Annotated in this window: 20 protein-coding genes; 16 read left to right on the forward strand and 4 right to left on the reverse strand. The window is 40.1% G+C overall.

What is annotated here, in order from left to right; all coding sequences use genetic code 11:
- The first annotated feature begins 280 nt into the window (after positions 1–280).
- The gene (locus DD627_RS03625) at positions 281–442 is read left to right on the forward strand and encodes a hypothetical protein (protein WP_157077608.1); all 162 of its coding nucleotides are present in this window, start codon (positions 281–283) and stop codon (positions 440–442) included.
- 109 nt (positions 443–551) lie between these two features.
- Here the strand turns inward: DD627_RS03625 and DD627_RS03630 are convergent, their stop codons facing one another.
- The gene (locus tag DD627_RS03630) at positions 552–1,016 is read right to left on the reverse strand and encodes an effector binding domain-containing protein (protein WP_057784846.1); all 465 of its coding nucleotides are present in this window, start codon (positions 1,014–1,016) and stop codon (positions 552–554) included.
- A gap of 88 nt (positions 1,017–1,104) precedes the next feature.
- On the opposite strand from DD627_RS03630, the gene DD627_RS03635 reads away from it, so the two are divergent.
- From DD627_RS03635 to DD627_RS03670, 8 genes are all read left to right on the forward strand, one after another.
- Complete coding sequence (locus DD627_RS03635; protein WP_260275011.1) at positions 1,105–2,019, forward strand: helix-turn-helix transcriptional regulator; 915 nt, start codon at positions 1,105–1,107, stop codon at positions 2,017–2,019.
- Positions 2,020–2,080: 61 nt separating this feature from the next.
- The gene (locus DD627_RS03640; protein ID WP_260275012.1) at positions 2,081–2,527 is read left to right on the forward strand and encodes a GNAT family N-acetyltransferase; all 447 of its coding nucleotides are present in this window, start codon (positions 2,081–2,083) and stop codon (positions 2,525–2,527) included.
- Positions 2,528–2,944: 417 nt separating this feature from the next.
- Positions 2,945–3,880 carry a phosphate/phosphite/phosphonate ABC transporter substrate-binding protein gene (locus tag DD627_RS03645; protein WP_068807913.1) on the forward strand — a complete coding sequence of 312 codons (936 nt, stop codon included), beginning with the start codon at positions 2,945–2,947 and terminating at the stop codon, positions 3,878–3,880.
- Positions 3,881–3,970: 90 nt separating this feature from the next.
- Positions 3,971–4,753, forward strand: a complete 783-nt coding sequence (gene phnC / locus DD627_RS03650; protein WP_068807915.1) for a phosphonate ABC transporter ATP-binding protein — start codon at positions 3,971–3,973, stop codon at positions 4,751–4,753.
- On the forward strand, positions 4,750–5,523 hold the full coding sequence (gene phnE, locus DD627_RS03655; RefSeq protein ID WP_260275013.1) for a phosphonate ABC transporter, permease protein PhnE: 774 nt from the start codon (positions 4,750–4,752) through the stop codon (positions 5,521–5,523). The genes phnC and phnE (DD627_RS03655) overlap by 4 nt, the downstream gene beginning before the upstream one ends.
- A complete protein-coding gene (phnE, locus tag DD627_RS03660) occupies positions 5,520–6,326 on the forward strand; it encodes a phosphonate ABC transporter, permease protein PhnE (RefSeq protein WP_260275014.1) in 807 nt (268 codons plus the stop codon). Before phnE (DD627_RS03655) ends, phnE (DD627_RS03660) begins: the two co-directional genes overlap by 4 nt.
- A 3-nt stretch (positions 6,327–6,329) precedes the next feature.
- Positions 6,330–7,883, forward strand: coding sequence for a bifunctional metallophosphatase/5'-nucleotidase (locus DD627_RS03665; protein ID WP_260275015.1), 1,554 nt, complete (start codon positions 6,330–6,332; stop codon positions 7,881–7,883).
- Positions 7,884–8,000: 117 nt separating this feature from the next.
- Positions 8,001–8,474: a CinA family protein gene (locus DD627_RS03670; RefSeq protein WP_260267354.1), complete on the forward strand. Its 474-nt coding sequence runs from the start codon at positions 8,001–8,003 to the stop codon at positions 8,472–8,474.
- A 58-nt stretch (positions 8,475–8,532) separates the two neighbouring features.
- Here DD627_RS03670 and DD627_RS03675 read toward each other — a convergent pair whose 3' ends face one another.
- On the reverse strand, positions 8,533–9,159 hold the full coding sequence (locus DD627_RS03675; RefSeq protein WP_260275016.1) for a GyrI-like domain-containing protein: 627 nt from the start codon (positions 9,157–9,159) through the stop codon (positions 8,533–8,535).
- A gap of 188 nt (positions 9,160–9,347) precedes the next feature.
- On the opposite strand from DD627_RS03675, the gene DD627_RS03680 reads away from it, so the two are divergent.
- Positions 9,348–10,139 carry a YoaK family protein gene (locus tag DD627_RS03680; protein ID WP_068807931.1) on the forward strand — a complete coding sequence of 264 codons (792 nt, stop codon included), beginning with the start codon at positions 9,348–9,350 and terminating at the stop codon, positions 10,137–10,139.
- Between the two features lie 313 nt (positions 10,140–10,452).
- Here the strand turns inward: DD627_RS03680 and add are convergent, their stop codons facing one another.
- Positions 10,453–11,472, reverse strand: a complete 1,020-nt coding sequence (add, locus tag DD627_RS03685; RefSeq protein ID WP_260275017.1) for an adenosine deaminase — start codon at positions 11,470–11,472, stop codon at positions 10,453–10,455.
- Positions 11,473–11,559: 87 nt separating this feature from the next.
- Entirely contained in the window at positions 11,560–12,465 is a 906-nt protein-coding gene (locus DD627_RS03690; RefSeq protein ID WP_260275018.1) for a LysR family transcriptional regulator, read from the reverse strand.
- A 152-nt stretch (positions 12,466–12,617) separates the two neighbouring features.
- Between DD627_RS03690 and DD627_RS03695 the strand changes: the two genes are divergently transcribed.
- The 6 genes from DD627_RS03695 (at position 12,618) to spxB (ending at position 21,295) form a co-directional block, all read left to right on the forward strand.
- Positions 12,618–14,096: a UbiD family decarboxylase gene (locus tag DD627_RS03695; protein ID WP_260275019.1), complete on the forward strand. Its 1,479-nt coding sequence runs from the start codon at positions 12,618–12,620 to the stop codon at positions 14,094–14,096.
- 473 nt (positions 14,097–14,569) lie between these two features.
- Positions 14,570–15,127: a UbiX family flavin prenyltransferase gene (locus tag DD627_RS03700; RefSeq protein WP_068807941.1), complete on the forward strand. Its 558-nt coding sequence runs from the start codon at positions 14,570–14,572 to the stop codon at positions 15,125–15,127.
- A gap of 484 nt (positions 15,128–15,611) precedes the next feature.
- Entirely contained in the window at positions 15,612–17,057 is a 1,446-nt protein-coding gene (locus tag DD627_RS03705; RefSeq protein WP_260275020.1) for an MFS transporter, read from the forward strand.
- 259 nt (positions 17,058–17,316) lie between these two features.
- A complete protein-coding gene (locus tag DD627_RS03710; RefSeq protein WP_057784854.1) occupies positions 17,317–17,778 on the forward strand; it encodes a universal stress protein in 462 nt (153 codons plus the stop codon).
- Positions 17,779–17,947: 169 nt separating this feature from the next.
- The gene (locus tag DD627_RS03715) at positions 17,948–19,276 is read left to right on the forward strand and encodes an Nramp family divalent metal transporter (RefSeq protein ID WP_068807977.1); all 1,329 of its coding nucleotides are present in this window, start codon (positions 17,948–17,950) and stop codon (positions 19,274–19,276) included.
- A gap of 270 nt (positions 19,277–19,546) precedes the next feature.
- Positions 19,547–21,295 (forward strand): pyruvate oxidase, encoded by a 1,749-nt coding sequence (gene spxB, locus DD627_RS03720; RefSeq protein ID WP_260275021.1) that lies wholly within the window; start codon positions 19,547–19,549, stop codon positions 21,293–21,295.
- Positions 21,296–21,810 lie beyond the last annotated feature (515 nt).

The raw sequence follows: 21,810 nt of genomic DNA on the forward strand, positions 1-21,810 counted from the left end.
CCAAATACTAGGATAGGAGCAAGTTGCATTATCTAACCTTGGAGTTTTGGAAGAGTGTCGAATCAATATAGTTAAGAGCTTAAAATGGAAAATTTATATATCGATGAACGTTTTAGAAGAGTGTCGAATCAATATAGTTAAGAGCACTAGCTACAATTCACTGGCTGGCACTGTAGTTTTAGAAGAGTGTCGAATCAATATAGTTAAGAGCAAAGGAAGCAACTATTACTATTAATGAATACTTGTTTTACAAGTGACTAATAAAAGGAGGGAAAGAGCTATGAGTAAAAAAATTAAATGGTTAGCCGTAATTACAATACTGGTGGCTATCGTCTCCTTAATTTTGAACGTTTCAGGAAACTCAAACAGTGGTTTGCAAGTGTTGTCAAACATATTGACTGTAGTGCTTGCAGGACTTTTATTGTCGAATCGATCTAGATAAGAGATTTATGAACTTTTAATTGTGCAAAAAACGTATTCTTAAGAGTGCCAAAATCAATATATGAAAAGAGCGCCCTTATATTTGAAGGGCACTTTTCATTATGGTCACTTTATTTTTCCATCGCCGGCAAAAGCAACGTAAACGTATCGGCATCTTTCACAAAATTGTTCACAATCTCTACGTTGTAGTTACCACCAATTCCATATTTAGCGGATTGCGACAGTTCGCCATAAGCAGCACCGATGAATTGATCAATCTGGGGACGGTCGGTAGCTTTGGTCGTGAATTTTGCAAAGGTTGTTGCTGGAGTGGAGAAGCTTGCTGTTCCAGCGGGAACTTTGGTAACTTTGACACCAACTAGATAGTTTTGATTAGCATCATTAAAGTTAATGCCATAGATATTATCATCTTGTGCACCGCCACTTAACTTTGCAGCATCTTTTTTGAATTTGTCCAAATATTCAGCTTTCACCTTACTGAGTGCCGAAATATCGTCAAAAGATTCTGGCGTGGGCAGTACCGTTGTGATTCCAGCAAAGAGTTGTTCCGGTAATTTTATGATTTCAAAAGTCATTTAAAAGATCTCCTTTTTTAATATAGTGATAGTATACTGGATTAAAGGTGACAGGTGTCTGTCATCAATGAAAATTGGTGGAAATAAAATGAAAATTGAACGACTAATCGCGATAGTGATGATGTTGTTAGAGCGCGACGTGATCTCTGCACAGGAATTTGCAGATTTATTTAAAGTGACCAAACGCACCATTTTACGAGATATGGATACGCTGGCGCTGGCCAACATTCCCGTCTATGCGTTGCGGGGCAGTCATGGGGGCTACGGCTTAATGCCAGCTTATAAGTTCGACAAACGCCTTTTATCTGTGACAGATTTGGAAAACATTTTGATTGCGTTAAATGGTTTTCAAAGTCTCATGTTGAATGATGACATTAAAGCGACACTCGAGAAAATCCGAAGCATGATTCCTCATGAAATCACACAAAAGTCCGTCTCGATCTCGTTTCAGCAGTGGTCAGGGCGTACCGAGATAGCAGAAATGATGGACGCTCTTCAACACGCCATCAAGTCACAATATTTGGTTAAATTTACATACATTGATGTTGACGGCAGTAAAATAAGGCAAACGGTGGAGCCCTATCAGTTACAGGCCAAGGAAACGCGTTGGTATTTACAAGGTTATGTTCTAGAAAAGCAGGCATTCCTAACGTATAAAATTTCTCGAATTACGAATGTAAAACAGTTGTCTACGAAATTTACGCAACGGAAGTTTAAGACTAAGTGGCAGCTGGCTAAAACTTATTTTCCGTTTCCGAACATTCCAATTAAAGTTAAAATAGATGCGACGGTTCGCGACCAATTTGTGGAACGCTATGGCGCCAAGGTTCTCAGTGAGATTGATAATCAGCACTATTATGCGGAAATTACCGTGCCCTATCATGAATTTGGTTACCGCTATTTGGCGGGCTTCGGCTCTCACATCAAGGTAATTGGACCACCTGATTTTGTCGAAAACTATCAACGTTTTTTAAAACAGGTATTGTCGGAATATGATAAATGAACTTCAATTGCAGGAAATACTGAAGTTCAATGAAAGCTAGCCAACGGTCGAGGAGCATAAAATGAAAGTTACAGTCAAAGCTTTTTCAGAATTAACGAATATGGAACTCTTTAAAATTTATAAATTGCGTACCGATGTTTTTGTGGTGGAACAAAATTGTGCCTATCCAGAAGTCGATGAGGCAGATTTGGTTTCTAAACATTTGCAAATGCATGATGATACTGGAAATTTAGTGGGTTATTTGAGGTTAATTCCAGAAACTGACCACACAGCAATCCGGATTGGCCGCGTGGTAATTGATCCAAAGTTTCGAAAACATGGGTATGGCTGCCAACTCTTAACGGCTGGTATTCAGGTGGTTCAAGCGGAAATGCCTAAAATCACGACCATTAAAATTCAAGCCCAGGCTTATTTACAGCAATTTTACGAATCGTTTGAATTCGAAGCGACTAGTGATGTGTATTTAGATACTGGTATTCCCCATCTTGATATGATTCGGAAACTGTAATCAAATGAGATATAAATATAATTCCTCCTCTCAAATTAGATTGAGGGGACTTTTTTATGCAAAAATAGGTCGGCCTTGTTTGGCATTCCGTTTTTGCGCCCTAGAAACAGGCATTACAACCCCCATAAGTGAAGAAGCTTTGTCTATGAAAGCAACACCCATAAGTGGTTTCGGATGAATCGGGTTAAATTGTAGTCCCGATTTTGACGACAAATTACCCCCTAAATGGCGATATGTGATCAATTTGGCTCTCTCGGTGTGTTTTCATTCGGCTTTCAAATAAATGGATGGTACTGAAAGTTATGTAAACAGTTTAATTTGGTGAAAACTTAACAATTTTTGTAAATGTTATTGAAATCGTTCGGACTATGAGATACACTGAACTTGTCAAATACAATCAAAAGGGGAGACACTTTGATGCGAATGTTTAAACGATTGGCTACAGTTGTTGGGGCACTATCACTTGTTTTTGTTTTGGGAGCTTGCGGGAAGAGTTCAAGTAGTTCGGCCAGCAAATCCTATACACCGAAAAAGTTGACGGTTCAGTTTGTTCCGTCTTCAAATGCCAGCACTATTGAAGCAAAGGCGAAACCATTGGAAGGCTTGTTAAAGAAACAACTCGGGATTCCAGTTAAGGTTTCCGTTTCAACAGACTACAATACGATCGTCGAAGCAATGGGTTCTAAGAAGGTTGATGTTGGTTTCTTGCCACCAGATGCATATGTTTTGGCTCATAAACAATATAACGCAAAGGTTTTGTTGAAGGCTCAGCGTTACGGATACAAGGAACCTAATGACCAGATTACCAATACGTTGGTCAACACTTACAAAGCTCAGATTTTAGTTCGCAAAGGTAGTGGCATTAAGTCAATCAAGGATTTAAAGGGCAAGAAGATTGCGGTTCAAGATACCACTTCTTCTGCAGGTTGGATTTATCCAGCGGTTGAACTTTATCGACATGGTATCAATATTAACAAGGACAACATTAAAACGGTTCAGGTTAAGGGACATGATCAAGGTGTCATGGCCGTTTATAATGGCGATGCGGATGCGGCCTTTGTCTTCCAAGGCGCCCGTTTGCTTGTTGAAAAAGATGCTAAAGATGTCATGAAAAAGGTTGTGCCAATCTATACAACGAAGGGTATTCCAAACGATACGATTACTGTTCGTGGTGATATGAGTAGCAAGTGGGATAAAAAGATTTCTAAAGCCTTTAAGGCAATTGCCAAGACCAAGAAGGGCCACGCAATCATTTCATCAGTTTATTCACATGAAAACTACGTCACTGCCAAGGATAGCGACTACAATGCAATTCGGGCATATGACAAGACAGCTAAGAAATTAAATAAATAGTCTTCAAAGACAGTTCAGTTTAGGAAAGGGGGACGCCGAGTGCGTGCTCCCTTTTCTTGCAAGTTTGGATAAACGAAAGGAATCCTGAATATGACAGACGAACCAATAATCGAGTTTAAACATGTTTCTAAAACTTATCAGAACGGTACCTTGGGTTTGAAAGATATTAACTTGTCCATCCCTAAAGGCCAGTTTCTCGTCGTTGTGGGCCTTTCGGGTGCCGGGAAAAGTACGTTGATGCGCACAATTAATCGGATGCACGATATTTCAACAGGTGACATTCGGGTAGATGGTGAATCGATTGTGCATCTAAAAGGCAAAGAATTGCGGGGATTGCGGCGCAGTATTGGCATGATTTTTCAAAACTTTAATTTAGTCAAACGTTCTAGTGTGCAACGCAACGTTTTATCAGGAAGAGTAGGGTATTATTCCACATGGAAGAGCACGTTGGGATTATTTTCAAAAGAAGATAAACAAAAAGCGATTGAAGCTTTGCAACGAGTGGGTCTTGGTGAAAAACTCTATAGTCGGGCGGATGAATTATCGGGTGGTCAACAACAACGGGTTGCGATTGCCCGGGCGTTTATGCAGGATCCTAAAATTGTTTTGGCGGATGAACCAATTGCCTCGCTGGATCCGCTGACGACTGAATCTGTGATGGATGATTTAAAACGATTAAATGAGGAGTTTCATATTACTGTAATTGTGAATTTGCATTCGGTGTCTTTGGCTAAGCGCTTTGCTGATCGTATTATCGGGTTGCGTGATGGTGAGCTTGTTTACGACGAACCCATCAGCAAAGTGACCGAAAAAGATTTGGAGGCCATTTATCAACCTGTCAGTATTGTAAAGAAAAGCGAGGTGCAAGCATGAATATTGTCCCAACGCGAACCTTTGCGCAGAAGTATCATGTTAAAACGATTGCTTGGCTGACGCTATTTGTTCTATTAGTTATTGGCACCGCAAAGATGACTGGCGTTGACTTTGTCATGTTTTTTGCAAATTTTGGTCAGTTCGTTGTGCTTTTGCAGCAAATGGAGTACACAAGTTTGGTGGTGCAACCCATCTTAGAAACCATCCAAATGGCGTTGATCGGGACCACAGTGGGAACCCTAGTTGCCATTCCATTTTCGGTTTTAGCAGCCCGGAACATCGTGAAAAATAAATTTCTCCGTGGCATTATTCGGTTTATTTTAAATTTAGTACGGACGTTACCGGATTTGATGTTGGCTGCATTGTTTGTGGCCATTGTCGGAATCGGTCCCGTTGCCGGTGTGTTTACACTAGCCATCTTCTCCTTTGGGATGATTTCCAAACTATTTTATGAAGCAATTGAAACGATTGATGAGGGACCATTAGAAGCGCTACAGGCGGCGGGTGCCAACAAAACACAGTTGGTTGTGTTTGCAGTCATTCCTCAAGTATTTAACTATTTTGTAAGTTATTTCTTGTATACGTTTGAAATTAATGTGCGGGCTTCAACCGTCCTTGGTTACTTAGGTGCCGGCGGGATTGGGGTGTATTTACAACGATCCTTAGATCAGTTTGCTTATGGCCAAACGGCGATCATTATTTTAGGAATCTTAGTTGTGGTTCTAATTATTGATGGCGTCAGCAATACGTTGAGGGAGCGATTACTATGAAACAACTAACAGTGAATCAGACATCGTTGCGGTCTAAACGGTATAAATGGTTGTTTTGGTTGGTGATCATTGCCGTGATTTATATTTGGGGTATTACTGGTGTGCAATTTACGGGGATTAAAGATTCTGCGGGTGAAGTTTCCCGTTCAATTGCCTATGGGATTTTTCATCCAGATTGGAAGTACGTCTATGATGGCAGTGGCGAAGATCTGGTAAGCCTGATTTTGCAAACTATTGCAATGGCGTTTTTAGGGACTTTTATTTCGGCCATCTTGAGTGTGCCGTTTGCTTTTTGGGCGGCTCGGACAGGTAAGCCACGGTTTCACATTCGGTCAACTTCAGGCAAACTAGTCCTGACTTTGATTCGGACTTTTCCCGAAATCGTCTTGGCTATCATGTTTATTAAAGCAGTTGGGCCGGGGTCGTTTGCTGGTGTTTTGGCCGTCAGCATTCACTCCATTGGGATGTTAGGAAAGTTGTTTAGTGAATCGATTGAAAATATGGATTTTGGACCTAGTGAAGCCCTCATGAGTAGCGGTGGCAATCGTTCACAGACATTGGTATTTGCAACTTTGCCAACGGTTTTACCAGAGTTTTTATCATACACTTTGTACCGATTTGAAATTGCGGTACGATCAGCTTCTATTTTAGGGATGGTTGGGGCTGGTGGAATTGGCACACCACTTCTTTTCGCCATCCAAACGCGGACTTGGTCACGAGTGGGGATTATTTTACTGGGTATTATCATTACGGTCACCTTGATCGATTTTATTTCAGGAACGCTTCGGAAACGGCTGGTGTAGGCAATGAAACTCACAATTTTATCAACAAGTGATGTACATGGCTACCTCTATCCTACAAACTATAGTCAGCGCACCGATCATGAAGAATATGGTTTTTTAAAAGTAGCGACTAAAATTGAGCAAATTAAACAACAAGCCGCGGCTGACGAATGGGTGATCACCATTGAAAATGGCGACTTTATTCAAGGCTCACCGTTAACCTATTTCACTGCAAAAAAGCAGGCTAAATGGCGGTCTATCTATACCCGACTGACGAATGCGGTGGGTTACGACGCAGGTATTTTGGGGAATCATGAATTCAATTATGGCATGGCGTATCTACAGCAGTGTGAAACTGGGCGTCGTTATCCCATTTTGGCTGCTAATTTGAAAGAGAATCCCGGCGATGGCGTCATTGATGCCCCGTATAAAATTCTGGAACATCACGGATTAAAAGTAGGTATTTTAGGATTAACAACGCAATATATTCCTCATTGGGAGCAAGCGGATCACATTGCAGGTTGGCGTTTTGAATCCGCAATTAAGGCTGCCAAAAAATGGGTTCCCATATTGCGAGAACAAGTCGATATCGTGATTGTGGCCTATCATGGTGGCTTTGAGTGTGATTTGGAAACTGGTAAACCTAGTGAACGGCTTACAGGAGAAAACGAGGGCTACCAATTATTGAAAGAAGTGGCCGGAATTGATGCATTAGTGACGGGGCACCAACATCGAGAAATCGCCACCATTTGCCAGGGTGTGCCGACAACCCAACCAGGCGAAAAAGGTAAATTTGTTGGAGCAATTGAATTGAATTTGAATGCTCAGCACCAGGTTCAAACACAAGATGCCCATCTAATTTTTGTGGCCGATGTGCAACCAGCCGCAAAGTTTGAAAACCTAACTTCTGATTTACAAGACGACGTTGAAGATTGGCTTGATGCGCCAATGGGAGAAGTTATCGGTAATATGAAAATTACGGATCCTATGACGGCTCGTCTGCATGGTCATCCTTACTTTAGTTTTATTAATCAGGTTCAAATGGCAGCAACCCATACTGATTTATCAGCAACGTCTTTGTTTAATGATGAAGTGTTGGGTTATGATCCGACCGTCACGATGCGTAATATCGTGAATAGCTACGTTTATCCAAATACGCTGGTGGTTTTAAAAATTACGGGTACCGATTTGAAACGAGCGCTGGAAAGGTGTGTGAGCTTCTTCATGGTTGATTCAAAAGGTCAGGTCGCAGTTTCAGCTAAGTTCCGGGAACCCAAGCTACAATTGTATAATTACGATATCTATAGCGGCATTAATTATGCGTTTGATTTAAATAAACCAGAAAAACAGCGGGTAATTGCGTTAAGTTATCATGGCAAACCGGTGCACGACGATCAGAAACTGGAAGTGACGTTAAATCAATATCGCGGGATTGGTGGCGGTGATTATCAGATGTTTGCCGCAAGTAAAATTGTGCGTGAAGTTCAAATTGATATGACCGAATTGATTAGTGATTATTTTGCGAAACATCCGGTTGTACAGGCGGTACATGAAGAAAATATTCGAATTAAAAAGTAATCGTTTAAAAACGTTGCCTTCCCTGATGTTGGATGACAACGTTTTTGATTTTTATGGTGGTAATTCTGGAGCAGAAAGGTAAACTGAAATCAAAAGGACTAAAAGGGATGATCATTCATGAACGCTAAATTAGTTAATTATGTGGTAAAAAGTTTAATCGAAAAAAACATTTCAATTACAGCGGCAGAAAGCCTAACTGGCGGATTATTTCAATCAGAAATCACATCCGTTCCGGGGAGCTCTGATATTTTTACAGGTGGATTTGTGACCTATTCGGATGCAGTTAAAACACAACTTCTAAATGTGCCGGCATCACTTATTCAGCAGTATGGCGTTGTTAGTTTTGAGGTAGCTGTTGCTATGGCACAAGGTGCGCAAAAAGCCCTCAATACTGATCTTGCCGTTTCATTTACGGGAGCAGCAGGGCCAACTGGACTTGAGGGCGAAAAGGCTGGAACTGCCTGGATTGGGATTAGTTTTCAAGGCCAGACTGATGCATATGATTTACATCAACCTGAACTCAAACGAAACGAATTTCGTGAAGCCTGCTGTGAGTTTGCGTTCCAAAAAATTAGTGATGAAATTTTATAGGATGGTTCTTAAATCGTTTAAATGACGATAAAAGTGAGACGAGTTTTGTTTCACTTTTTTATTTTTTCGTTATAGATACTCGTAGAATCGTTTTACGTTTATCCTCAATTACTTTTCTAAAATCAGAAAGATAAATCTCTTTATGAGCTTTACTAGTGCGCTTGTAATCTTGCTCATCCAAAAACTGTGCCAGCTTCGCAAAACTAGCAGGTTCGTCATCAAAAGAGCCAACGTGTAAGATCATCCCAACTGTCTTTTCTTGTTTAGTTTCTAAAGAAAGTTGACTAAATAGCTCGGAATCAATTTTGGGTTTTGCCAAATTTAGCGCTTGGTCAAAAACAGCTGGTGTGATGAAGTTAGGTTGTTTAATCATAATTTGATAAACCAGCTGATTTTTATCTAACTCGTTACTGTGATAATTTTCTGGTAACGTCCAAAAGCCTTCCAAGGGGTAAACGGTATATTCAAAGGAGCCAGGAAAGTGGATGCCTTTTTTTGGTGCCATTCTAATTGCGTAGCTAACGGCATATAAAGCGGCAATTTTTCTGCCAAATGCGTCACTATTTGGGTTTCCGGAACCAGAAATTGTGATGAAGGTTTGTGTTGGTAGGGTGGCAATTGAAGGTGCTTTTTTGATTGGATAAATTGTTTTTTCGGCTGTTCGCCAAGTGTATTTTTTGTGCATGACTGAACCTCATTTCGATATTTAGTGGTTATAAAACGGTTTCATCCAATTATACAATTTTTAAAGAATAATTAACGTCTTAAATAATTATTTTAGTCTGAATGCGGTTCATGCTACACTGAAATATGTTGATCAATTTTCATGAATTCAAAAGGATTTAAACATAAGAGAGAAAGGGGACCATTTTTTTGAGGAGACAAGCTTATCCTGCCTACCAGCAACTATATTTCGGCGCATTTTTAGCAGCCATTGCTGGAGGCTTAGATGCATACACATATTTAGAACATGGCGGTGTGTTTGCCGGACTCCAAACTGGAAACCTAATTTTGATGGGAGTCAGTTTGAGTAAGGGTCATTTTGCAAAATTCGGTTACTATTTAATTGCGATTATTGCATTTGGACTGGGTACCGTATTTATTCGGCACGTCCAGCATTACTTTAAGCGAAACTATTTAAAACGGGCCTACTTTGTTTTAATCTATGAGTTTGCTTTGATGGTTTTGGTGGCCATGATCAGTAGTAATGCACCAGATGTGATTACCGTGATGTTGCTAGCCATTACGGCGGCAGCTCAATTACAGGAGTTTCGAAAGTTACAAGATGGGCCGTTCACTTCTTTGATGATGACGGGAAATATTCGAACGGCTGCAGAAAATTTGTACACTGGCTATATACGCCATGATGTGGTTGCAAAACAAAAGGCTGCTGATACTGGTATTGTGGTGGGCAGTTTTATGGTTGGCGCATTTGTTTCGGGCATTTTTGTGCCGTGGTTGCAGGATTCGGCAATTTTGGTGCCAGCAATCTTAATTTTGGGTGCAATTGTGTATTTGTCCCAGCATAGTAAGGTAACTGCTGACCAAGAAGTAACGAAGCAAGAAGAACGGCCAACGCGGGCAAGTCGGCATCCACAAGTGTCGGAAGATGAAGAAGATGTGTCGGAGCCTGAGACAAGAAGTCGGCGGAGAAGAAGAAAATAAAAAGAGTGTTCAAAAAGGCGAATAGCTTCTGAGCATTAGCCTAGGAAGAGCAATGATTCGTACTTGGAATCGTTGCTTTTCCGTAGCTAAGCGGAAGAAGCTGCCTTTTTTAACACGTTTCGGCTATAAAGATAGAAAGCACAACTGGCACTACTCCACATTAAAGAGGATTATTAGCAAATAACGCTAATAATCTTTTATGTTTCGGATGATGTCCATTCTTGTGGCCGAAGTTCAGACCGCAAGAACTGGCAAGCGGAGGAAGTTGCTCTCTTTAACACGTTTCGGCTATCAAACCTTTTTATTAACCTTTTTAATCAAAATTGGCGACATAATTATCGATTTGTTTCATATAATTATTTTTTTGGCTATCGCTGATCCAGGCGGTTTCAAATGAGTTCTTGGCTAATTGCACCACTTGTTCCTGCGTCAGCTCATAATTTTTTGTGATGGACCAGTAGTTATCGTTGATGTATCCACCAAAGTAGGCGGGATCGTCTGAGTTGATACTTACTTTCACATCGCGATCCAGCAAGGTTTTGACTTCAGCACCCTTCATATCTTGGCTAAGAAATTGATTGGAATTGGGATAAGAGGTCAACCCAATTTTATTGGTGCTCACGAAATCAACTAAATCAGGATTCTCAACGATATTTGTACCGTGATCTAAACGTTCCACACCAATAATTTCCAGCGCCTGCTTAATGTGATCGATGGAATCGACTTGATCAACATCGGCATGCATGGTGATATGATAGCCTTCAGATACCGCATTGTCAAACGCTGTGGCAAATTTCAACGGCGGATTATTATGTTCGTCTGAATCAAGCCCGATTCCCAAAATTTTGTCTTGGTAAGGTTTAGCAGCTTCTAAACTTTTCCGAGCTGATTCTTTAGAAAAATCACGCAGAAAACACATGATTAATTGAGCGTCTACACCGAATTTTTTTGCATCTTCTGCTGCCTTTGAAAAGCCGTTGATGACCGTTTCAAAACTAATTTTCCGACTGGTATGAGCTTGGGGATCAAAAAACATCTCAACATGTTGCACGTTGTTTTCGTGAACTTTTTTGAGATAAGTAAAAGCTAAATCATAAAAATCTGATTCAGTTTGTAAAACATCCAACGCCGAATAATATACAGCTAAAAATGAAGCTAAGGTATCGTAATGATAGGTTGCTTTTAGAGTTTCAAGCGAATCTGTACCGATATCAATGTGATTCTTACGCGCTAATTTAAGGCGCAACTCAGGTTCTAGTGTGCCTTCTAAATGAACATGCAATTCTGCCTTTGGTAAATTATCGATAAAATTCCTTGTAACTCTGTTTGCCATTTCAAATCTCCTTTTTAAAAGCGGCTAAGTGACATTGAATTGTTGATGAGTTTACCACAAAAAAGGAGAGTTGAAACAAAAAAATTATTAAGATTTGTGAATTGGCTGGGATGCATGGGTTATATAGTTAATAAACCGTCGTCCTGCCTGAGTTAGTGTCCCTTGAGGGTAGACTAATTGCAGTTTGTTATATATAGGTGTCGAAAAGGAACGGGTGACAAATTTGTCGCTCATAAACGGCTCTGCTGATTTTTGAAATAAGAAAGTGACACGTTGCGAGTTTTCAATAATTCCCATTAAAGTTTCAATATGAGTAGTTGTGAATCGAATATTGGGTGTGAAACCGGCTTGTTGATAAAGTTTGCCGATCCGTTCATAGATCCCAGAACCGGGACTTAAAACAACGACATCAATATCGCGTAAGTCTTCAATTGAAATCTGGTCTTGCTTAGCAAGGCGATGATTGGCAGGCAGAACGACTTTGAGTTCGTCTTGATCGATATCGATAAAATGGAATTGCGATTTATTTAATAACTGGGTCTGGACATTACGCAAAATACCAAGATCAAGCTGTTTGGATTGGAGCTTTTCCAACAAATCAACGCCTTCTAGTTCTTCAAGACGAATATTAATTTGTGGATAATCTGCCATGAATTGGCTCATTTTTGTCATTAGTCCATACTGTGACATCACCGGAACACTGCCAATGTGCAGGGTTCCTTTTTTGAGCTCTCGATATTCCGAAAGTTCTTGAGTGAGCAAATCATACTGCGTCAAAATTGTTTCAGCATACCTAAAAAAAACCTCGCCACTTTCAGTAATGACCAAGTGACGTTTATTTTTCGTGGAAATCAATTTGGTGGTCAATTCGTCTTCCATGGCATGAATGCGTTTGGATAAAGCGGACTGTGTCATTAATAACTCAACAGCAGCATCCGAAACGTTGCGAGTTTGATATAAAGCCACAAAATCTTTTAAATCTTCAATCGTCATAAGTCAGCCTCAATTCTATTATTCCTGTTGGGAATAATGCTAGTCGAAATGCGATTTGTTCGCAAGGATTTGCACTCATATAATGACAAACGTAAGAAGATTTCACAATTTACGAGATTTTTAAAAGAATTAAAAATTGGAGGTCATTGATTATGGCAAAAAAAGATGTTTATGATTTGCGTAAAGTTCTTGATGAATTAAAACAAGAACCGGGTCAATATCATGAAACTGATGTTGAAGTTGATCCAGATGCTGAATTATCTGGCGTTTATCGTTATATTGGTGCCGGTGGGACTGTTGAACGTCCTACTCAAGAAGGTCCAGCGATGATGTTTAATAACGTCAAGGGATTACCCGATACACGTGTTTTGATGGGCTTGATGGCAAGTCGTAAACGGGTTGGGAAGATGTTCCATCACGATTATCACACATTGGGTCAGTTTTTAAACGATTCTGTTGAAAATCCAGTGGCACCTGTGACAGTTGCTGAAGAAGACGCACCAGCTCATGAAGTTGTGCATAAGTCTACGGATGCTGATTTTGATATTCGTAAATTGGTTGCTGCACCAACAAACACACCAATGGATGCGGGTCCATACATCACTGTTGGGGTGGTTTATGGTTCCAATCCAGACAAGACCATGAGTGATGTCACAATTCATCGTATGGTTTTGGAAGATAAAGACAAGTTAGGCATTTACATTATGCCTGGTGGCCGTCATATCGGGGCATTTGCTGAAGAATATGAAAAAATGAACAAACCAATGCCAATTACAATTAATATTGGTCTGGATCCTGCGATAACAATTGGAGCGACCTTTGAGCCACCGACAACACCATTGGGTTATAACGAATTGGGTGTTGCTGGTGCTATTCGTCAAGAGCCAGTGCAATTAGTTGATGGATTAACTGTTGATGAAAAAGCATTAGCTCGTTCTGAGTACACTTTGGAAGGCTACATTATGCCAAACGAGCGCATTCAAGAAGATATTAATACGCATACAGGTAAGGCAATGCCAGAATTTCCTGGATACGATGGTGATGCTAATCCAGCATTGCAAGTGATCAAGGTTACAGCGGTTACTCATCGTAAAGAACATCCGATTATGCAAAGTGTTATTGGACCTTCTGAGGAACATGTCAGCATGGCAGGTATCCCAACTGAAGCAAGTATTTTGTCCTTAACAAACCGAGCAATTCCTGGAAAGGTATTGAATGTGTACAATCCTCCAGCAGGTGGTGGTAAGTTGATGACCATCATGCAGATTCATAAGGATAATGAGGCGGATGAAGGAATTCAACGTCAGGCAGCCTTATTAGCATTTTCATCATTCAAGGAATTGAAGACAGTGTTCTTGGTGGATGAAGATGTGGATATCTTTGATATGAATGATGTGGTGTGGACGATAAATACAAGATTCCAAGCAGATCAAGATATTATGGTGTTGCCGGGAATGCGAAATCATCCATTGGATCCATCGGAGCGACCAGAGTATGATCCAAAGTCAATTCGGACACGAGGAATGTCATCGAAATTGGTGATTGATGGAACGGTGCCATTTGATATGAAGGATCAGTTTGAACGGGCCCAATTTAAAGAAGTGAAGGATTGGGAGAAGTACTTAAAGTAGAGTGTTTCAAAAGGCAGATAGCTTCTGAGCATTAGCCTAGGTAACTGAATGATTCGGTTTAGGAATCGTTTAGTTTACCGTAGCTAAGCGGAGGAAGCTGCCTTTTTAAACACGTTTCAGCTATAAGGGTAGAAAGAGCAAATAGCACTACTCCACATTAAGGAAGATTATTAGCAAAGAACGCAGATAATCCTTTATGTTCCGGGAGATGACCATTCTTGTGGCTTCAAACCAAGCCGCAAGAACTGGCACTACTCCACATTAAGGAAGATTATTAGCAAAAATCACTAATAATCTTTGATGTTCCGGGAGATGACCATTCTTGTGGCTTCAAACCAAGCCGCAAGAACTGGCAAGTGGAGGAAGTTGCTCTCTTTAACACGTTTCGGCTATAAAAATAGAAAGTTTGGTTACCCAGACTATTTTATTAAAACTACAATTTTCGAAAAGTCATACCGTGAGAAGGTGCAAACATGAAAAAAATTATCGTCGGAGTGACAGGTGCTTCAGGCACCATATATGCAATTAACTTGTTGGAAAAGTTGCATCGATTAGACAATGTAGAGGTTCATTTGGTGATGAGTCAGTGGGCAAAGAAAAATTTGGAGTTAGAAACAGATTATTCATTGAGTCAGATTAATGCATTGGCTGACAAGGTTTACCATAGCAATGATCAGGGTGCGGCCATTGCGAGTGGTTCGTTTCTGAATGATGGGATGGTGATTGTGCCGGCAAGTATGAAGACGGTGGCAACGATTGCGTATGGAATTGGCGATAATTTGATTGCGCGCGCTGCAGATGTTGCGATAAAGGAACAGAGAAAACTGATAATTGTGCCAAGAGAGACGCCATTGAGTGTGATTCATTTGGAAAACTTGACGAAGTTGGCGAAGGTAGGGGCACAAATAATTCCGCCGGTACCAGCGTTTTATAATCATCCAAAGACGATTCAGGATTTGGTGAACCACCAGACGATGAAGATATTAGATGCGTTCGGAATTCCAAATGAGGTGGATGAGAGATGGAGTTAGAGTGCGCGAGCAGGAGCGTTAACCTTCTAAATATAACTGTGATGGAGGCGGGATCGTAATCCCGCAGGAATCATAGTTATATTTAGAAGGTTGCTCCTGCGAGCGGTCCTAGAGCTCAGTGGAAAAAAACATTAAAGAGGAAATATAACTGTGACGTATGCGGAATCGCAATCCCGCGGGAGTCATAGTTATTTTTAAAGGACTGCCTCCGTGAGCGGTCCTAGAGCTCAGCGGAAAAGTGAGTGGATGAAGACGGAGTTAACCTCAGTATTATAAGCGCACCGTCAGCGGGATGAGGTCCCGCGCTAGGTGCGTTTATAATACTGAGGTTGTCTTCAGAAACTGTCCTAAAAGAGTATAAGAAAAAAAGAGTCATTCAAGGACACGACAGCAAGGCAGTGCCGAAGCTGGATGTGCCTTTGTGTTTTGAAATTATTCGTATTTTATAAAAATAACAGAATAAATCAAGGAGATGGGCGACAAGATGGATGAAAATAAGATTTCATTGAAAACAAGATTAGCGATTGTCTCGGCCGGAATGATCTCATTTATGGGTATTTTGGTTGAAACTTCGTTGAACGTCACAATGAATACACTAAGCAATCAGTTTAACGTGAGTGTGGGAACAGTTCAGTGGATTACAACTGCTTATCTGCTCTTAGTCACAATCATGATGGCAGCAATGGCGTTCATCATGCGGAAGTTTAAATTCCGTTCGATTTTTATTTTTTCAGCAACGGCGTTTATAGTGGGCTCGATTGTTTGTGCGATTGCCGGCACATTTTGGTTATTACTGATTGGCCGGATGATTAAGGCCGTTGCAACCGGACTAGCAACGCCTTTGATGTTCCAAATTATTAATGTAAAGATTCCAAGTCAACACGTTGGGACTTATAACGGAGTTGCAAGTATGCTAACTTCATTGTCACCAGCTTTAGGACCGACATATGGCGGAATTTTAAACACTTTAATCAACTGGCGATGGATCTTCTGGGTTGTTTTACCTCTAAGTATCATCGTGTTAATCATGGGAATGAGCAGTATCGATATTCCTGTTCAGCATAAAGATGGCGAAAAATTATCATTTGATGGTTTTGGCATGGTTTGGTTGAGTTTAGTCCTAATCGGATTTGTGTGGACATTTAATGAAGCAGGACTTGCCGGTTGGACTTCAGCAGCATTTTGGATTTCTCTAATCATTTCAATTTTATTATTAGCTAGTTATGCTTGGTACAATTCAAAGAGTGCCCGTGAAGTTTTGGACTTTGGACTGTTAAAGAAAAAAGCCGTTTGGCTTCATTTGGTAAACTACTTTGTATTAGCCTTCGTAAATATTGGAATTTCATGGTTGTTACCAATGGTTGCTGAAGTAAACTTACATCAAAGTTCTATGGTTGCCGGATTATTAGTTTTACCTGGGGCCTTGATCGGCGCAATTATTTCGCCAAGTACCGGTTCAATTATGGATAAAAAGGGTGCCTTCTTACCATTGATGGTGGGTAATATTTGTTTGTTGGCATCAGTTGTTTTGTTCTTCTTCTTAAACAATGTGATGACTTCAATGATTCTATTGGCCTTGTTTGTTATTCTTAGAATTGGTGTGGCTTTCAGTTTCGGAAACGTTATGGGAGCTGCCAGTCAACAAGTTGTGCCAGAAAAAAGAGGGGATATTAATTCCTTGTTTAACATGATGCAGCAGTATGCTGGCGCTATGGGAACCGTAATTTTGGCTTCCGTTGTCAGTTCATTGGAATTGCATGGTGGCTCAACTGTTGCGGAAACCCGCCAAGGTTCTGCAATTGATTACCTCATTTTGAGTGTGTTTGCGGCCGTGGCTTTGATTACCGTTATTATTAATAAAAGTACACGTACCCATGTAGCAAAGAAAAGTTTGACTGATTCGGCTTCTTCAGTTGTTTCAAAAAATTAATTATTAAACTTGCAAAGCATTCGTTCAAAAATGAGCGGATGCTTTTTTAGATGACAAAGCTTTTTTTAAAAAAATAAGACTAACCTAAAATTAAAATAAACTTATATTTACTTTTTTTAATTTGCGTTTATCTTTTTGTGGAAATCTATTGTTTTAAGTGTTAATATCATTTAATTGGTAAAAAACTGAAGCCATCTGAATACAGGTTGAATATGGTGATTTAAAAACACTAATGAAACCAAAAATGAGGAGGTTTGTTATGCAAGCTAGTGAATTGAGTCAACCACTTGTTTTCCGTCGCGTGTTATTGACTGTGGATGCTGATGATCCAAATTCTTCGATCCGGGCATTTCGTTATGCAGCGACAATGGCACATGATTATCAGATTGAATTATGTATTGTCTCCGTTTTAGAAGACGATGATGTAAGCATTTTTGATGTGATGACACCAGGTAAGATCGACAAAAAGGAAGATGATGTTCGCCAAACGGTTGAAGATTATATGACGATTGCCGAAAAACTGGGTGCTGAGCATGTGACTGGATTAACTGTTGGTGCTGGTGATGTAGATGATGTTATATTAGAAAGAGTTATTCCAAAGTTTAAACCGGATTTGATTGTTTGCGGATCTGATACAGAGGATGCAAGCCACCGTGTACCAGGAGCGGTAGGATTAAGAATTGCAAAACGGGCACACGTTTCCGTAATCGTAGTTCGATAATTCAGAGATTGGATTTTGAGAATGTTAGAAAAGAGGAAATGCCATGGCAAAGAAAGACAACCAAGACAATATTAAAGAAGTAAAGATCCAAAATGGTGACGGACAGTCACAAGCAGTACAGGGGAGTTCGGTACAAAAGGATTCAACAACAGGTCACAAAACACACCACATGATCTCATCTACTGGTGGCGCGAGTAAATCTTTAGATGAAATTAACGGAAGTGTCGAAGTTCCGCAAAATGCAGGAGTTCTAAAAACATTTTTGGCGTACTTAGGACCTGGAGTTTTAGTTTCAGTAGGATATATGGACCCAGGTAACTGGATTACTTCAATTTCTGGTGGAGCTCAGTTTAAATACCGGTTAATTAGTGTCATCTTGATTTCAAGTTTAATCGCGATGCTGTTACAAGCAATGGCTGCTCGGCTGGGAATTGTAACTGGTCGTGATTTAGCGCAACTTACCCGAGAAAAGACTTCCAAACTCGGTGGTATCATTCTATTTATTATCACAGAACTAGCCATTATGGCTACCGATATTGCGGAAATTATTGGATCAGGGATTGCGTTGGAGCTGCTGTTTGGGTTCCCACTGATTGTCGGTATTATCATTACAGCATTTGATGTTTTGCTGCTATTGCTGTTAATGAAACTAGGATTTCGAAAAATTGAAGCAATCGTAGCGACACTGGTTGCTGTAATTCTCTTTGTTTTCTTGTATGAAGTTATTTTGGCACAACCAAATGTACCAGAAATTCTGCGTGGATTTGTTCCCGGAAAAGATATTATTGCGAACAAATCAATGTTGTATATTGGCTTAGGAATTGTGGGTGCCACGGTTATGCCTCATAATTTGTACTTGGGTTCATCCATTTCTCAAACACGTAATTTTGATCGTAATGATCGGAAGAGTGTGCGCAGTGCAATTCGGTACACAGTCGCTGATTCCAATATGCAATTAACGATGGCTTTTGTCGTCAACTGTTTACTTTTGATTTTAGGAGCTGCATTGTTCTTTGGTACCAATTCAGACTTAGGCCGTTTCGTCGACTTATACAACGCTTTAGGTAATTCAAAAATTGTTGGTGCGGTCGCAAGTCCGGTACTGAGTATGCTGTTTGCGGTTGCCTTGTTATCATCTGGTCAAAGCTCCACTATTACTGGAACCTTGTCTGGACAGATTATCATGGAAGGTTTCATTCGGTTGCGGATGCCGTTATGGGCACAGCGTTTGTTAACCCGGTTGCTGGCCATTATTCCTGTTTTAGGATTTGCCATTTACTATCACGGAAATGAATCACAAATTGAAAACTTACTGACGTTCTCACAGGTATTTTTGAGTGTGGCATTACCGTTTGCAATGATCCCACTAATTATTTTTACGGGTAGCAAGAAACTGATGGGTGAGTTTGCCAACCGAACATGGGTCAATGTCTGTGCTTGGGTTGCTGCAATTGTCCTAGTTATTTTAAACGTTTGGTTAATTTTTCAAACTCTATAATAACTAGAAAAATGAAAGTGAAAAAAGACGGTCGGATTCTGAGCATAGTTGTGACTAGGCTCAGAATCTGCTTTTTTTTACGGTTTAAAAATAACATTTTGGAAATATGAACGAGATCTCAACGAAGACATAGGTTTTGTTGTGGTCTCATTTTTTGTATAAACTAATGAGAGCGTTTTCTTTTACACGCGTATTTACTTCATGAGATACTACACCCATAGGTATGCAGTTATAACGACAATAAATCAAAACTAGAAAGAAGGATTAATAATGGGTGAAACAATTAATGCTGGTATTGCGATGATGAAAGTACTCGAAGACTGGGATGTTCAGCAGGTTTACGGCATTCCAGGCGGATCAATTAATAGTACGATGGATGCGTTACGAGTCGAAAAGGATAAGATTGCTTATATTCAGGTTCGTCATGAAGAAATTGGTGCGTTCGCTGCCACAGCCCATGCAAAATTAACTGGAAAGTTAGGCGTTTGTTTCGGATCAGCTGGTCCTGGTGCCACGCATTTATTTAATGGTTTGTATGATGCCCAAATGGATCATGTGCCAGTATTGGCACTAATTGGGCAGGTTAGGACTGCTGACATGAACTGGGATTCTTTCCAAGAAATGAATGAAAATCCAATGTTTGCGGATGTTTCTGTTTATAACCGAACAGTCATGACGGCGGAAAGCTTGCCACATGTGGTGGACGAAGCAATTCGGCGGGCATATAAAGAAAATGGCGTGGCAGTAGTCACGATTCCTAATGACTTGGGAACCAAAGAAATTCCAAGCGAGTTTTGGTCATCTGGACATAGTTATGTGCAACCAGTTTTACCAGCTCCGGATAGTCAAATGGTGAAAAAGGCGATTGATCTAATTTCAACAGCAAACCGACCCGTGATTTTTGCGGGAATCGGAGTTAAAGGCGCAACCGATGAATTGATTGCTTTGGCAAAACATCTCAAACTACCAGTTGTGATGTCGTCAATTTCAAAGGGAATTATTCCGGATGATTTTGAAGGTAACATGGGATCGGCTTACCGGGTTTCGACTAAGCCTGGTAATGAAACTTTGGAGCAAGCAGACCTCATTATGATGATCGGTGCTGATTTTCCGTTCGGGCGGACGAAGGATCTGTTTAAACCAGAAGCAAAATTTATTCAAGTCGACATTGATTCTGCCAAAATTGGTAAGCGACATGATGTGGATGTACCGTTGCTCAGCAATGCCAAACAAACAATGGTCCAATTAGTCGCGCAAAGTAAAGAAGTGGCACATCGGCCTTTTTATGAGGCTTGTGTGGCTAATATGAAGAATTGGCGTGCCTATCTCCAACAATTAGCTGGTAAAAAAACAGAGCCTTTGGAAGTAGGTTCAGTTTTCAAACAAATTAATCGTGTGGCCACTGGTAATGATGTGTTTGCGATTGATGTGGGTGATGTGACGATGAACAGTTTGCGATTCTTGAATATGAATCCAAAACAAAAATTTACCACTTCTGCCCTGTTTGCTACGATGGGATACGGTGTGGGTGCTGCAATTGCAGGAAAGCTGACTTATCCTGATCGGCAAGTCTTCAATTTGACGGGTGACGGTGCGTTTTCAATGGTGATGCAAGATGTTTTAACTCAAGTGAAGGAAAAACTACACATCATTAACGTTGTTTTTTCAAATGAAAGCTTTGATTTTATTAAAGATGAACAAGAAGATGAAAAGCAAAAATTCTTTGGCGTCGACTTGCAGGGTGCAGATTATGCAATGATTGCACAAGGAATGGGCGCCTTAGGTATTACAGCTTGTACTCATGAAGAATTGGTCGCGGCCTTTGATACGGCAATTAAAGTTGAAGGCCCAGTTATAATTGATGTGAAAATTCGTAATAATCGACCTTTACCAGCAGAAAAATTACAATTAGATCCGGCAACAAACTCTGCACAAGAAATTGCTGATTTCAAGCGACGTTATGAAGCCGAAGCATTACAACCATTTAGTGTTTATTTAAATGAATTCGAAGTGGAATAAAAAAAGTGAATAATAGATGTTGTTAAAGATGCGATCAAAGTCAGTTTTGACTTTGATCGCATCTTTTTGCTCGCAAATTGCTAATAATTATCATTAGCAATTCACGAAGTATTCAAATTTGACGAAACTTCGTGTTAAATCCTCAATTTATCTCCCACGTTAGTTCATAAGTATATATTACAATTTTCTTCAACGTTAAAAGTAACTGACGTTTGAAATGAAAAGATATTTCTCACAAAAAGCCGATTTTAAAATCATTTAATTAGTAAAGGATAACTTTGTGTTTGAGAATTTCCAAATTCAATTTTCTTCTAATAAGTTTTAGAAATGGAGTGATATGACACGACTTTGCAAATTGCGATTGTGCTAATAACGTTAGCTGTTACTTTTGTGCTAATGGCTATGGAAATTACCACACCGAACGCCATCATTTTATGTGCACTTGCTTTTTTAATGTTAATAGGTATTTTGTCTCCGGATGATGCTTTGGAAGGTTTTGGATTTAGGTCAAGAAT

The organism is Pediococcus sp. (genome assembly GCF_003533255.1).
GTDB classification, from domain to species: domain Bacteria; phylum Bacillota; class Bacilli; order Lactobacillales; family Lactobacillaceae; genus Pediococcus; species Pediococcus parvulus.